Raw genomic sequence first — 14584 nt, forward strand, 5'->3', positions numbered from 1 at the left:
TAGAAGGACTGCACCATGCGCATCGTCGTAGCTCTTGGCGGTAATGCCCTGCTCCGCCGCGGCGAACCGATGACCGCTGACAACCAGCGCGTCAACATCCGGATCGCCACCGAACAGATCGCCAAGATCCATCCCGGCAACCAACTGGTCATCGCCCACGGCAATGGCCCGCAAGTCGGCCTGCTGTCATTGCAAGCGGCGGCCTACACCTCCGTCACCCCTTACCCGCTGGACGTGCTCGGTGCCGAAACCGAAGGCATGATCGGCTACATCATCGAACAGGAACTGGGCAACCTGCTGGACTTCGAAGTGCCCTTTGCGACCTTGCTGACCCAGGTCGAAGTCGATGCCAATGACCCGGCCTTCAAGAACCCCACCAAGCCCATCGGCCCGGTCTACAGCAAGGCCGATGCGGAAAAACTCGCCGCCGAAAAAGGCTGGGCCATTGCCCCGGACGGCGACAAATATCGCCGCGTGGTTGCCAGCCCGAAACCGAAACGCATCTTCGAAATCCGTCCGATCAAATGGCTGCTGGAAAAAAGCAGCATCGTGATCTGCGCCGGCGGCGGCGGCATTCCGACCATGTATACCTCGCCCGGCAAACTCGAAGGCGTCGAAGCGGTCATCGACAAAGACCTGTGCTCGGCGCTGCTGGCCGAACAGCTGGAAGCCGATCTGCTGGTGATCGCCACCGACGTCAACGCCGCCTTCATCGATTTTGGCAAACCCACGCAGAAAGCCATCGCCCAGGCCCACCCCGACGAAATGGAAAAACTCGGCTTCGCCGCTGGTTCCATGGGACCGAAGGTGCAGGCAGCCTGCGAATTCGCGCGCCATACTGGAAAAGTGGCGGTGATCGGCTCGCTCGCGGACATCGAAGCGATCGTCCAGGGCAAGGCCGGCACACGCATCGGCACGGCGACACCGGGCATCAGCTATCAGTAAACAAAACTGYGGGGCCGGCCTGAGGCCTGCCCTGATTCAAGACCTTTTGAAGGAGAGTCAACAATGGCAACGTTCGAGCCGGGTCACCTGCACATCGAGCGACACGCGCTGAACAAGGACGACGTCAGCTACAACATCTACCTCGACTATGAAGTCAGCCAGGATCCCAAGGAAGGCAAAGGGATGCTGTTCAAAATGCACGGCAGCATTCAGAACAAAGACATGAGCGAGTCGTTCTTCCTGCCCAAGGACATGGCCTACAACTTCGCCAGCAACGTCACCAAGATTGCCGAGAAGTACGGTGTCCCGAAAACCCATAGCAACATCGGTTCGGTGCACAAACATTACGACGCCATGTTCGAAGATGTGCGGGTGCAGCTGAACATGAAATCGGGCGACCCGGTCAAACCCGAGCACCTGGAATAACCCCGGATTCTGTGAACACCACCGATCACTGTGGGAGCGAGCTTGCTCGCGATAGCGGCCTGTCATCCAACATTGATGTTGACTGACACACTGCCATCGCGAGCAAGCTCGCTCCCACAGGGGATAATGTCGTCCTGAATATCGGCGGCACATTTCACCATTAGCCCGCCCCAAGGCATACTTGCCACCCTCCGCACTGCAGAACCCAAGACCGCCCCATGCGTATCCACGTCAGCTTCATCGACCGCGTCGGTATCACCCAGGAAGTCCTGGCCCTGCTCGGCGGGCGCAATCTGAACCTGGATGCGGTGGAAATGGTCCCGCCCAATGTTTATATCGACGCCCCGACCCTGAGCGCGCAAGTGCTCGAGGAACTGCGCGATGCCCTGTTCAGCGTGCGTGGCGTACAAGCGGTGACGGTGGTCGACATCCTGCCCGGCCAGCGTCGTCACTTACAGCTCGACGCGTTGCTCGCAGCCATGACCGACCCGGTGCTGGCACTGGACAGCGACGGCAAGGTGCTGCTGGCCAACCCGGCCCTGATCGCCCTGTACGGCCGCGAACCGGACGGTGAAAGCGTGGCCGAGCTGTTTGCCGACCCGGCCTTGCTCGACGCCCTGCTCGAACACGGCTTTCGCCTGCCGCTGCGGGAAATCACCGTCAACGGCCAGACCTTATTGCTCGACGCCACACCGATCACCGACGCCGGCGCCCTGCTGACCCTGTATCAACCGAACCGCATCGGCGAACGCCTTTCCGCGCTGCACCATGACCACGCCGAAGGTTTCGACGCACTGCTCGGCGAGTCCCCGGTGATCCGCACCCTCAAGGCGCGCGCCCAGCGGGTGGCGGCCCTCGATGCACCGCTGCTGATCCAGGGCGAAACCGGCACCGGCAAGGAACTGGTGGCCCGGGCCTGCCACGCCATCAGCGCCCGGCACAGTTCACCGTTTCTGGCGTTGAATTGCGCGGCATTGCCAGAGAACCTCGCCGAAAGCGAACTGTTCGGCTACGCCCCCGGCGCTTTCACCGGCGCGCAGCGAGGCGGTAAGCCAGGACTGATGGAACTGGCCAACCAGGGCACGGTGTTTCTCGATGAAATCGGCGAGATGTCGCCGTACTTGCAGGCCAAATTGCTGCGTTTCCTCAACGACGGCAGTTTTCGCCGGGTCGGCGGTGACCGTGAGGTCAAGGTCAACGTACGGATCCTCAGCGCGACCCACCGCGACCTGGAAAAAATGGTCAGCGAAGGCCTGTTCCGCGAAGACCTGTTCTATCGCCTCAACGTCCTCAACGTTGAAGTGCCACCCCTGCGCGAGCGCGGCCAGGACATCCTGCTGCTGGCCCGCTATTTCATGCAGCAGGCCTGCGCGCAGATCCAGCGCCCGATCTGTCGCCTGGCGCCAGGCACTTATCCGGCGCTGCTGGGCAACCGCTGGCCGGGCAACGTGCGGCAATTGCAGAACGTGATCTTCCGCGCCGCGGCGATTTGCGAAAGCAGCCTGGTGGACATTGGCGACCTCGACATCGCCGGCACCTCGGTAGCGCGCCAGAGCGACCATGACGTCGACAGCCTGGAACAGGCCATGGACGAGTTCGAGAAAACCCTGCTGGAAAAACTCTACATCAGCTATCCCTCGACCCGGCAACTGGCGACCCGCCTGCAAACCTCCCACACGGCGATCGCCCATCGGTTGCGCAAGTACGGCATTCCCGGCAAGGCCTGAGGCCTCAATGTCCAATCCACCGCAGATCCCTGTGGGAGCGAGCTTGCTCCGGGCGGCGTTCCGACGATGGCGTCAGAACTTCAACATTGATGGTGACTGACCCACCGCTATCGCGAGCAAGCTCGCTCCCACAGGTTTTGTGTCCAGCATGAAACCGCGCCAAAAACGACCTCCATCTGTACTGAAAGCGCTACAGCGGAACGATATCGCTACACCCCTCTCCGGTCACGGCTGTGCAAGGCTTTGATCCACCTCGGCTTTCATCCTAGACATATGCCGTATCGATTTCGCTACAACGATTGAATTTCAGCCTTTGTCAAAACCACCTAAATCATTGATAAATAACAATAAAAACAACGTTGGCCGTGTTCTTGCTATGTACTCCCCCATAACCCGGGCATCGCCCAAGCATTCAATCGCGCCCACCAGACGAGTCTGGCCCCTTAGGAGTTTCCATGAGCGAGTTGCGTTTTACTGAAGATCACGAATGGCTGCGCACCGAAGCTGACGGCAGCGTCACAGTCGGCATCACCGCTTTCGCACAGAACGCCCTGGGCGACGTGGTTTTCGTTCAACTGCCTGAGCTGCAGTCCTACGACAAAGGCGCCGAAGCCGCCACCGTGGAATCGGTAAAGGCTGCCAGCGGCGTGTACATGCCGCTGGACGGCGAAGTGCTGGAAGTGAACCCGGCGCTCGACAGCAGCCCTGAACTGGTCAACGAAGATCCGCTGGGCGAAGGCTGGTTCTTCCGCTTTAAACCAAGCGACGCCACCGCTGTCGGCCAACTGCTGGATCAGGACGCCTACGACCGCCTGATCAAAGCCCAAGCCGAAGCCTGAGGAGCACCGACATGACTCAAATAAATTTGACCACCGCCAACGAATTCATCGCCCGTCACATCGGCCCGCGCGCCGGTGACGAGCAAGCCATGCTCAACAGCCTCGGCTTCGACTCCCTGGAAGCCCTGAGCGCCAGCGTGATTCCCGACAGCATCAAGGGCACCAGCGTCCTCGGCCTGGAAGACGGTTTGAGCGAAGCCGATGCCCTGGCCTTGATCAAGTCCATCGCGACTAAAAACCAGCTGTTCAAGACCTTCATCGGCCAGGGCTACTACGGCACCCACACGCCGTCGCCGATCCTGCGCAACCTGCTCGAAAACCCGGCCTGGTACACCGCCTACACCCCGTACCAGCCAGAAATCTCCCAAGGCCGTCTCGAAGCGCTGCTGAACTTCCAGACCCTGATCAGCGACCTCACCGGCCTGCCGATCGCCAATGCCTCGCTGCTGGACGAAGCCACCGCCGCTGCCGAAGCCATGACCTTCTGCAAACGCCTGAGCAAGAACAAGGGCAGCCACGCCTTCTTCGCCTCCGTGCATTGCCACCCGCAGACCCTCGACGTACTGCGCACCCGTGCCGAGCCCCTGGGCATCGACGTGGTGGTTGGCGACGAGCGCGAACTGACTGACGTGACGCCGTTCTTCGGCGCACTGCTGCAATACCCGGCGAGCAACGGTGACGTGTTCGATTACCGCGAGCTGACCGAACGCTTCCACGCCGCCAATGCCCTCGTTGCCGTGGCTGCCGACCTGCTGGCCCTCACCGTGCTGACCGCGCCGGGCGAATTCGGCGCCGACGTGGCCATCGGCAGCGCACAGCGCTTCGGCGTGCCGCTGGGCTTCGGTGGCCCGCACGCGGCGTACTTCTCCACCAAGGACGCGTTCAAGCGTGACATGCCGGGCCGCCTGGTCGGTGTTTCCGTAGACCGTTTCGGCAACCCGGCCCTGCGCCTGGCCATGCAGACCCGCGAGCAACACATCCGTCGCGAGAAAGCCACCAGCAACATCTGCACCGCGCAAGTGCTGCTGGCCAACATCGCCAGCATGTACGCCGTGTACCACGGTCCAAAAGGCCTGACGCAAATCGCCAATCGCGTGCATCACCTGACTGCGATCCTGGCCAAAGGCTTGAGCGCATTGGGCCTGAGCGTCGAGCAAGCGAGCTTCTTCGACACCCTGACCGTGAAGACCGGCGCGCAAACCGCCGCCCTGCACGACAAGGCGCACGCCCAGCGCATCAACCTGCGCGTGGTCGATGGTGAGCGCCTGGGCCTGTCCCTGGACGAAACCACCACTCAGGCCGACGTTGAAACCCTGTGGAGCCTGCTGTCCGACGGCAAGGCCCTGCCGGACTTCGCCGCCCTCGCCGCCTCGGTGCAGAGCGCCATCCCGGCCACGCTGGTACGTCAGTCGCCGATCCTCAGCCACCCGGTGTTCAACCGCTATCACTCGGAAACCGAGCTGATGCGTTACCTGCGCAAACTGGCGGACAAGGACCTAGCGCTGGACCGCACCATGATCCCGCTGGGTTCGTGCACCATGAAACTCAACGCCACCAGCGAAATGATCCCGGTGACCTGGGCCGAGTTCGGTGCCCTGCACCCGTTCGCCCCGGCCGAGCAAAGCGCCGGCTACCAGCAATTGACCGACGAGCTGGAAGCGATGCTCTGCGCCGCCACCGGTTATGACTCGGTTTCGCTGCAACCGAACGCCGGCTCCCAGGGTGAATACGCAGGTCTGCTGGCGATCCGTGCCTACCACCAGAGTCGTGGCGAAGACCGTCGCGACATCTGCCTGATCCCGTCGTCGGCCCACGGTACCAACCCGGCCACCGCACAAATGGCCGGCATGCGCGTGGTCGTCACCGCCTGCGATGCCCGCGGCAACGTCGACATCGAAGACCTGCGCGCCAAGGCCATCGAGCACCGCGAACACCTCGCTGCGCTCATGATCACCTACCCGTCGACCCACGGTGTGTTCGAAGAAGGCATCCTCGAAATCTGCGGCATCATTCATGACAACGGCGGCCAGGTGTACATCGACGGCGCCAACATGAATGCCATGGTCGGCCTCTGCGCCCCGGGCAAGTTCGGCGGCGACGTTTCGCACCTGAACCTGCACAAGACCTTCTGCATCCCCCACGGCGGTGGCGGCCCGGGCGTCGGCCCGATCGGTGTGAAATCGCACCTGGCGCCATTCCTGCCGGGCCACGCACAGATGGAGCGCAAGGAAGGCGCCGTTTGCGCGGCACCGTTCGGCAGCGCGAGCATTCTGCCGATCACCTGGATGTACATTCGTATGATGGGTGGCGCGGGCCTCAAGCGTGCTTCGCAGCTGGCGATCCTCAATGCCAACTACATCTCCCGTCGCCTCGAAGAGCACTACCCGGTTCTGTACACCGGCAGCAACGGTCTGGTGGCGCATGAGTGCATCCTCGACCTGCGCCCACTGAAAGACAGTAGCGGCATCAGCGTCGATGACGTCGCCAAGCGCCTGATCGACTTCGGTTTCCACGCGCCGACCATGTCGTTCCCGGTAGCCGGCACGCTGATGATCGAGCCGACCGAAAGCGAATCCAAGGAAGAACTGGACCGCTTCTGCGACGCCATGATCCGCATCCGCGAAGAAATCCGCGCAGTGGAAAACGGCACCCTGGACAAGGACGACAACCCGCTGAAAAACGCGCCGCACACCGCCAAGGAACTGGTCGGCGAGTGGTCTCACCCGTACAGCCGTGAGCAGGCGGTGTACCCGGTTGCGTCGTTGATCGAAGGCAAGTACTGGCCGCCGGTCGGTCGCGTCGACAACGTGTTCGGCGACCGCAACCTGGTCTGCGCCTGCCCGTCGATCGAAAGCTACGCTTAAACCAATGAGTGGGGCGCAATCATCCGCCCCACTCAAGAACACCGCAAATCTCCTGTAGGAGCTGCCGCAGGCTGCTCCTACGCACAGCATCTCCCGTGATACGCCTATAACAAGAAACCGGAGAACCACCATGTCGTTAAGCGTGTTCGACCTGTTCAAGATTGGCATCGGCCCCTCCAGCTCCCACACCGTCGGTCCGATGCGCGCCGCTGCGCGTTTCGTCGAAGGCCTGCGCCGTGAAGGGCTGCTGACGGCCACCACCTGCGTCAAGGTCGAGCTGTACGGCTCGCTCGGCGCCACCGGCAAAGGCCACGGCAGTGACAAGGCTGTGTTGCTGGGCCTGGAAGGTGAACACCCGGACACCGTGGATACGGAAACCGTCGCCGCGCGCCTGCAAGAAATCCGCAGCAACGGACGCTTGAACCTGCTCGGCGAACACAGCATTGCGTTCAACGAGAAAGAACACCTGGCGATGATTCGCAAACCGTTGGCGTATCACCCCAACGGCATGATTTTCCGCGCCTTCGACGCAGCGGGCCTGCAAGTCCGCAGCCGCGAGTACTACTCGGTCGGCGGCGGTTTTGTGGTCGATGAGGACGCCGCCGGCGCCGATCGCATCGTCGAAGACGCCACCCCCCTGACCTTTCCGTTCAAAAGTGCCAAGGATCTTCTCGGTCATTGCGTCAAATACGGGCTGTCGATCAGCCAGGTGATGCTGACCAACGAAAGCGCCTGGCGCCCGGAAGCGGAAACCCGCGCCGGCCTGCTGAACATCTGGCAAGTGATGCAGGACTGTGTCGCCGCCGGATGCCGTAATGAAGGCATCCTGCCCGGCGGGCTGAAGGTCAAGCGCCGGGCCGCCGCGCTGCATCGGCAGTTGTGCAAGAACCCGGAATCGTCGTTGCGCGACCCGCTGTCCGTGCTCGACTGGGTCAACCTGTACGCCCTGGCGGTCAATGAAGAAAACGCCAATGGCGGGCGCGTGGTCACCGCMCCCACCAACGGCGCGGCCGGGATCATTCCAGCGGTGTTGCACTACTACATACGCTTTATCCCGGGCTCCAATGACGACGGCGTGGTGCGATTCCTGCTGACCGCCGCAGCCATCGGCATTCTGTACAAGGAAAACGCCTCCATCTCCGGCGCCGAAGTCGGCTGCCAGGGCGAAGTCGGCGTTGCCTGCTCGATGGCCGCCGGTGCCTTGTGCGAAGTGCTTGGCGGCACTGTGCAACAAGTGGAGAACGCCGCGGAAATCGGCATGGAACACAACCTCGGACTGACCTGCGACCCGATTGGCGGGCTGGTGCAAGTGCCTTGCATCGAGCGCAACGCCATGGGCTCGGTCAAGGCCATCAATGCCGTGCGCATGGCCCTGCGCGGCGACGGGCAACACTTCGTTTCCCTCGACAAGGTCATTCGCACCATGCGCCAGACCGGCGCCGACATGAAAAGCAAATACAAGGAAACCGCCCGTGGCGGTTTGGCGGTCAACATTATCGAGTGCTGATGCGCGCTCATCTGCACCCTTCTTCAGGAGCTGAATATGTCCACCGAACAACTGTTGAAAACCCCGTTGCACGCACTGCACATCGAACTCGGCGCGCGCATGGTGCCGTTCGCCGGCTACGACATGCCCGTCCAGTACCCGCTGGGCGTGATGAAAGAACACCAGCACACCCGCGACCAGGCCGGGCTGTTCGATGTCTCGCACATGGGCCAGATCCGCCTGACCGGCGCCAATGCCGCCAAGGCCTTGGAAACCCTGGTGCCGGTGGACATCATCGACCTGCCGGTGGGCATGCAGCGCTACGCGATGTTCACCAATGCGACCGGCGGCATTCTCGACGACCTGATGGTCGCCAACCTGGGCAACGACGAACTGTTCCTGGTGGTCAACGCCGCCTGCAAGGACCAGGACCTGGCCCACCTGCGCAAGCACATTGGCGACCAGTGCACGATCGAGCCGCTGTTCGAAGAGCGCGCCCTGCTCGCCCTGCAAGGCCCGGCTGCAGTGACCGTGCTGGCACGCCTGGCACCTACAGTTGCGAAGATGACCTTCATGCAGTTCGCCCGCGCGAAGCTGCTGGGCGTGGACTGCTTTGTCAGCCGTTCGGGTTACACCGGTGAAGACGGTTTCGAAATTTCCGTACCCGCCGCGAACGCCGAAGCCCTGGCTCGCGCACTGCTGGCTGAAGCTGAAGTGGCCGCCATCGGCCTTGGCGCCCGCGACTCCCTGCGCCTGGAAGCGGGTTTGTGCCTGTACGGCCACGACATGAACACCGACACCACCCCAATCGAGGCAAGCCTGCTGTGGGCGATCTCCAAGCCACGTCGCACTGATGGCGCACGGGCCGGTGGCTTCCCTGGCGCCGAAACCGTATTCGCCCAGCAACAGGCAGGCGTGAACCGCAAACGTGTAGGTTTGTTACCACAGGAACGTACACCCGTGCGTGAAGGCGCCGAGATCGTCAACGAAGCCGGCGACATCATCGGTAGCGTCTGCAGCGGCGGTTTCGGGCCAACCCTGGGCGGGCCGCTGGCCATGGGTTATGTCGACAGCGCTTATATCGCACTGGACACACCGGTTTGGGCGATCGTTCGTGGGAAAAAGGTGCCTTTGCTTGTAAGCAAAATGCCATTTGTTCCACAACGCTACTATCGCGGCTGATTGAATGTTCCTATAAGTAACGCGGTTGCGTTAACGGTGCACTAATGTGTAACGCAACCGCCATATAACAGTGCATCGTTTGGCTATAAGCTTCGATTATGAACTTTGCTTATAACGATCGAAAACAACTGAACAAGACCAGGGAATAAGCCCCCGCTAGTGGACTTACTTTGCCATCAACCTGAGGAAATACGGGGCCTTCACAGGGCTTGTTTTTTCTCCCGTAGTTGGCGTAGAGTTTGTTCACTGTGTTTGCATGGGTCGCTTGGAATCGTGACCTGGGCAGTAGCCTACAAGTTAGCTACATCCCGTTCGACGTCTTCTTACTCTCCTGCAACCAGCCCCAGTACTCTTTCACAAGAAGGAGGCTGTCATTAATTTTTTGCGTCAAAGGAAATAAGAAATGTCCCAACGTCAGAGCGGTACCGTCAAGTGGTTTAACGACGAGAAAGGTTTTGGTTTTATCACTCCTGAAAGCGGTCCGGATCTGTTCGTGCATTTCCGCGCCATCCAGGGCAACGGCTTCAAGAGCCTGAAAGAAGGCCAGAAAGTGACTTTCATCGCCGTGCAGGGCCAGAAAGGCATGCAGGCTGACGAAGTACAAGCGGAAGGTTAATCTTCTGTAACGAAAAAGCCCCTGATGCTGACATCAGGGGCTTTTTTGTGCACGTAAATCCGTAAAATGGCTTCTTTTTTCGCCGAGAGCCTGCCATGTCGAAACACCTGCTTACTCCCCAGGGCGACTTTCCTGCCGCTGGCCTGGGTCGTCGCCTGGCAGCCATGTTCTATGATTTCCTGCTGTGTACCGCCCTGCTGATCGTCACCAGCGGCATCTACAAGATGATCCAGATGGCGATCATCGGCGAAGAAAGGATGCGCACCCTGACCGAAGCGGGTGCGCTGGACGGCGATCCCCTGCTCTCGACGGTGCTGTTGTTCGTACTGTTCGGCTTCTTCGCCAAATTCTGGACCTGGTCCGGTCAGACGCTGGGCATGCAGGTCTGGTGCATCCGCGTGCAGAACGCCGATGGCTCATCCATCAGCCTGTGGCAGGCGTTGCTGCGCTTTGTCGTGTCGCTTGCTTCGGTGCTGTGTGTTGGTCTGGGATTCTTCTGGTCGTTGTTCGACAAACAGAAACGCAGCTGGCATGACATGTATTCCAATACCGAACTGGTGCGGATTCCGAAGAAGACCAAGTAACGCCCACAAAAAAGATCGCAGCCTTCGGCAGCTCCTACAGGGTTTCATTTACACCTGTAGGAGCTGCCGAAGGCTGCGATCTTTTGCTTTCTGGCTTTTAAGCGTTACCGGCCAGCTTCATCCGCGCCGCCTGGGTGAAATCGAGCATGCGCTTGAGCGGGCGGATCGCCTGAGGGATCAGCGCCGGGTCGACAAAGATTTCGTTCGCCCCTTCCTTCAACGCCTTGAGCGTGCGCTCAAGGGTGTTCATGGCCATCCACGGGCAATGCGCACAACTGCGGCACGCCGCGCCGTTACCTGCCGTCGGGGCTTCGATAAAGACCTTGTCCGGGCACAGCTGCTGCATCTTGTAGAAGATGCCGCGGTCGGTCGCCACGATCAGCGTCTTGTTCGGCAGGCTCTGTGCCGCCGCGATCAACTGACTGGTGGAGCCCACGGCATCGGCCAGTTCAATCACCGATGTCGGCGACTCCGGGTGCACCAGGATCGCAGCATCCGGGTACAGCGCCTTCATGTCTTCAAGCTGCTTGGACTTGAACTCTTCGTGAACGATGCAGGCACCGTCCCACAGCAGCATGTCAGCACCGGTCTGGCGCTGGATGTAGGTCCCCAGGTGCTTGTCCGGGCCCCAGATGATGGTCTCGCCGTTGTCCATCAGGCTTTCGACGATTTCCAGCGCACAGCTTGAGGTCACCACCCAATCCGCTCGGGCCTTTACCGCAGCCGAAGTGTTGGCGTACACCACCACCGTGCGTTCCGGGTGTTGATCGCAGAACGCGGAAAATTCGTCCACCGGGCAACCCAGGTCGAGCGAACAGGTCGCTTCGAGCGTCGGCATCAGCACGCGTTTTTCGGGGTTGAGGATCTTGGCGGTCTCACCCATGAACTTCACGCCGGCGACGACCACGGTCTTGGCCGGATGGGCGTTGCCGAAACGGGCCATCTCCAGCGAGTCGGAGACACAGCCGCCCGTCTCTTCGGCCAGCGCCTGAATGACAGGGTCACAATAGAAGTGGGCCACCAGCACCGCGTCCTGAGCCTTGAGCTCGGCAGCGATGGCGGCACGGTAATAAGCCTCTTCATCGGCGGTCAGCGGCTTGGGCTGCTTGGCGTCGAGGTGGGCTTGAACCAGAAGGCGTTCGGAAATTTGCGTCATGTTCGCAAGACCTGCAGGCGCATTCGCGCGAAAGTCGAGTATACACCCGGCTCCGGACCCTACAGGGTACCGCCGGGAAAGTGAGTATTCATCAGGCACGGACAGCGTTGAAGCTGCGCAAGGCTACAGAATATCCGACGGATGCAAAAGATGATTCTGACCTGCGTCATGCGCAGCAGCCCGCAGCGAGGCTGACTTGAATCGCGGGCAAAAAAAAACCCGGAAATCCTCACTTGCGTGGGCCTTCCGGATTTTCTAAACCGCCAAAAATGGTGGGTCGTGTGGGATTCGAACCTACGACCAATTGGTTAAAAGCCAACTGCTCTACCAACTGAGCTAACGACCCGCTGTGTGGTGGCGCGTATAATACTGATTTTTAAGGACTATTCAACACCTATTTTGAAATAAATCAAAAATAAGGGGTTGGATCGCTGATTCCGGCCGCCGCAAAGCCTTCTGCACGCAGTCGGCAGCTGTCGCACTTGCCGCAGGCACGACCGTTATCGTCGGCCTGATAGCAGGAAACGGTCAGACCATAATCCACGCCAAGCTTAACGCCGGCCTGGACGATCTGCGCCTTGCTGAGGTTTTGCAGCGGTGCCTGGATGCGGAAGCCATTGCCTTCCACGCCGGCCTTGGTTGCCAGGTTGGCCATGCGCTCGAACGATTCGATGAACTCGGGACGGCAGTCCGGGTAACCGGAGTAATCCACCGCATTGACACCGATGAAGATGTCACGTGCGCCGAGTACTTCAGCCCAGCCCAGGGCCAGGGACAGGAACACCGTGTTACGCGCAGGCACGTAAGTCACCGGAATGCCCTCACCCAACTCTTCCGGAATATCGATGCTGCTGTCGGTCAGCGCCGAGCCGCCCATGCCGTTCAGGTTCAGACCGATCACCTTGTGCTCGACCACACCCAGGTCCCGCGCCACACGCTCGGCGGCGTGCAGTTCGGCGTGAGAGCGCTGACCGTAGTCAAAGCTCATGGTGTAGCAGCTGTAGCCTTCGGCGCGCGCCATGGCCACGACGGTCGCCGAGTCCAGGCCACCGGACAGCAGGATGACCGCACGTTTTTCAGCAGTGTTCAGTTGTTCAGTCATTTCAGCGCCCCGGCTCGTCATTCCATAGATATTTATGCAGCTGCAATTGCAAACGCACTGGCAGATTGTCCGCCACCACCCAGTCCGCCAGGTCCCGGGCATTGAGATCATGGTGACTTGGCGAGAACAGGACTTCGCCGGCACGCAGGTTAAGACCGTACTGGATCAGCTTGGAAACGGACCAGTCATAGTCCTCCCGCGAGCAGATGACAAACTTCACCTGATCGTTGGGCGTGAGCAGCTCAATGTTTTCGTAGCGATTGCGGTGTGCTTCCTTCGAACCCGGGGTTTTCAGATCGACAACGCGACTGACCCGGGAATCTACTGCCGAGATATCGATAGAGCCACTGGTTTCCAGTGACACTTCGTAACCGGCGTCACACAGGCGCTTGAGCAAGGGAATGGCGTTGGGTTGCGCCAGCGGCTCGCCGCCCGTGACACAGACGTATCGCGGACGAAAACCGGCGACCTGCTCGAGGATATCGTCGAGGGTGCGGATGGTCCCACCGGTGAACGCGTAGGCGCTGTCGCAGTATTGGCAACGCAACGGACAACCGGTCAGGCGCACAAAAACAGTGGGCAGCCCGGCAGTCCGAGTCTCACCCTGCAACGAGTAGAAAACTTCGGTGATTCTCAATGTGTCTTGCATAGTCGCCACGGGCGTAACAGCTAAACAGGCTGTCCGCCTCCGTCAGGCACTTCAAGGAACCCCGGCAATGCGCAGATCCCAAAAAGCGTGTTTCAGAAAAAGGGTGTGAATTCTAACGAAAAAACCCGCGACAAGCGCGGGTTTCTTTGAAGCGGGTCAAGCAGGCTTACATTTTTTGCAGATCGCGCTGGGCCAATTGAGCAGCGGAAGTACCCGGATATTGGGAAACCACCTGCTGCAAAATGCCCTTGACCCGGTCGGTATGACCCAGGCGACGCTCTACATCAGCGAGCTTGTACAGCGAGTCCGGCACTTTGGCGTGCTTGGGATACAGCTGCGAAACCTTGGCAAATGCCTGACCTGCACCTTGCAGATCGCCCTTGGCCAGGTTCACTTCGCCCAACCAGTACTGGGCATTGCCCGCATACTGGCTGTTCGGGTATTTGCGCAGGAATGCGGCGAAAGCCTGGCTGGCCTTGTCGAAATCCTTGGCCTTGATCAGGTCGAAGGCAGCATCGTAATAGAGCTTTTCCTTCGCCGGATCTGCCGGCTCGCCACCTGCGGCAGGTGCTTGAGCGGCGGCTGCGCCAGCTGCCGCACCTGCGGCTGCACCGGGGGCATTCAAATCACCACCGGTGGAAGAATTCTGAGGATTCGCGGCTGGTGCAACGCCGGTTCCTATGCGCCGATCAAGATCCTGGTATCGCTCCAGGTTTTCCTGCTTCATGCGCGCTACATCATTTTGCAGAACTTCAATCGCACCTTGCTGGCGCTCGATCTGTTGCTGCATTGATTGCAGTTGGTTGAACAGCTCGCCCTGTGCCGAGACAGGGGCCGAAACCCCTCCCCCGGCATAGGCGCCGTTCGTACCGTAACCCGCAGGCGGATAACTGTTCCCGCTATTGTTATAGCCGGAGTTGTCCTCGACCACAGGAACCGCAGCCCACACCGCAAACGGTGCGAGGCTGAGAGCCAAAACAGTTACAGCACGACGGCACGTTCGCATGA

The 14584-nt window shown here is 60.4% G+C and carries 13 protein-coding genes and 1 tRNA gene; 9 read left to right on the plus strand and 5 right to left on the minus strand.

From position 1 onward, the window contains the following. The first annotated feature begins 15 nt into the window (after positions 1-15). The 9 genes from arcC to AC1DVH_RS02700 all read left to right on the plus strand — a co-directional run bounded on the left by arcC (position 16) and on the right by AC1DVH_RS02700 (position 10669). Positions 16-945 (plus strand): carbamate kinase, encoded by a 930-nt coding sequence (gene arcC / locus AC1DVH_RS02660; protein WP_477752517.1) that lies wholly within the window; start codon positions 16-18, stop codon positions 943-945. 63 nt (positions 946-1008) lie between these two features. Next, positions 1009-1371, plus strand: a complete 363-nt coding sequence (locus AC1DVH_RS02665; RefSeq protein ID WP_477752518.1) for a DUF5064 family protein — start codon at positions 1009-1011, stop codon at positions 1369-1371. Positions 1372-1589: 218 nt separating this feature from the next. Then, positions 1590-3098: a sigma-54-dependent transcriptional regulator gene (locus tag AC1DVH_RS02670; RefSeq protein ID WP_477752519.1), complete on the plus strand. Its 1509-nt coding sequence runs from the start codon at positions 1590-1592 to the stop codon at positions 3096-3098. 455 nt (positions 3099-3553) lie between these two features. Then, the gene (gene gcvH, locus AC1DVH_RS02675) at positions 3554-3937 is read left to right on the plus strand and encodes a glycine cleavage system protein GcvH (RefSeq protein ID WP_007982298.1); all 384 of its coding nucleotides are present in this window, start codon (positions 3554-3556) and stop codon (positions 3935-3937) included. 11 nt (positions 3938-3948) lie between these two features. Further along, positions 3949-6801, plus strand: a complete 2853-nt coding sequence (gene gcvP / locus AC1DVH_RS02680; protein WP_477752520.1) for an aminomethyl-transferring glycine dehydrogenase — start codon at positions 3949-3951, stop codon at positions 6799-6801. Positions 6802-6931: 130 nt separating this feature from the next. Continuing rightward, positions 6932-8308, plus strand: a complete 1377-nt coding sequence (locus tag AC1DVH_RS02685; RefSeq protein ID WP_477752521.1) for an L-serine ammonia-lyase — start codon at positions 6932-6934, stop codon at positions 8306-8308. 36 nt (positions 8309-8344) lie between these two features. Continuing rightward, positions 8345-9469, plus strand: coding sequence for a glycine cleavage system aminomethyltransferase GcvT (gcvT, locus tag AC1DVH_RS02690; RefSeq protein WP_477752522.1), 1125 nt, complete (start codon positions 8345-8347; stop codon positions 9467-9469). 403 nt (positions 9470-9872) lie between these two features. After that, positions 9873-10085 carry a cold-shock protein gene (locus AC1DVH_RS02695; RefSeq protein WP_007931076.1) on the plus strand — a complete coding sequence of 71 codons (213 nt, stop codon included), beginning with the start codon at positions 9873-9875 and terminating at the stop codon, positions 10083-10085. A gap of 95 nt (positions 10086-10180) precedes the next feature. Then, positions 10181-10669 (plus strand): RDD family protein, encoded by a 489-nt coding sequence (locus AC1DVH_RS02700; RefSeq protein WP_477752523.1) that lies wholly within the window; start codon positions 10181-10183, stop codon positions 10667-10669. A gap of 97 nt (positions 10670-10766) precedes the next feature. On the opposite strand, the gene nadA is transcribed toward AC1DVH_RS02700, so the two are convergent. The 5 genes from nadA to ybgF form a co-directional block, all read right to left on the minus strand. Then, positions 10767-11825 carry a quinolinate synthase NadA gene (gene nadA / locus AC1DVH_RS02705; protein ID WP_007995624.1) on the minus strand — a complete coding sequence of 353 codons (1059 nt, stop codon included), beginning with the start codon at positions 11823-11825 and terminating at the stop codon, positions 10767-10769. Between the two features lie 270 nt (positions 11826-12095). Beyond that, a tRNA-Lys gene (locus AC1DVH_RS02710) sits at positions 12096-12171 on the minus strand. 63 nt (positions 12172-12234) lie between these two features. After that, positions 12235-12927, minus strand: coding sequence for a 7-cyano-7-deazaguanine synthase QueC (gene queC / locus AC1DVH_RS02715; RefSeq protein ID WP_007982287.1), 693 nt, complete (start codon positions 12925-12927; stop codon positions 12235-12237). 1 nt (position 12928) lies between these two features. Continuing rightward, positions 12929-13576: a 7-carboxy-7-deazaguanine synthase QueE gene (queE, locus tag AC1DVH_RS02720; RefSeq protein WP_150754451.1), complete on the minus strand. Its 648-nt coding sequence runs from the start codon at positions 13574-13576 to the stop codon at positions 12929-12931. Positions 13577-13742: 166 nt separating this feature from the next. Continuing rightward, a complete protein-coding gene (gene ybgF / locus AC1DVH_RS02725) occupies positions 13743-14582 on the minus strand; it encodes a tol-pal system protein YbgF (RefSeq protein WP_477752524.1) in 840 nt (279 codons plus the stop codon). Between the last annotated feature and the right edge of the window lie 2 nt (positions 14583-14584).

Source organism: Pseudomonas sp. P4_C3, from assembly GCF_056402075.1.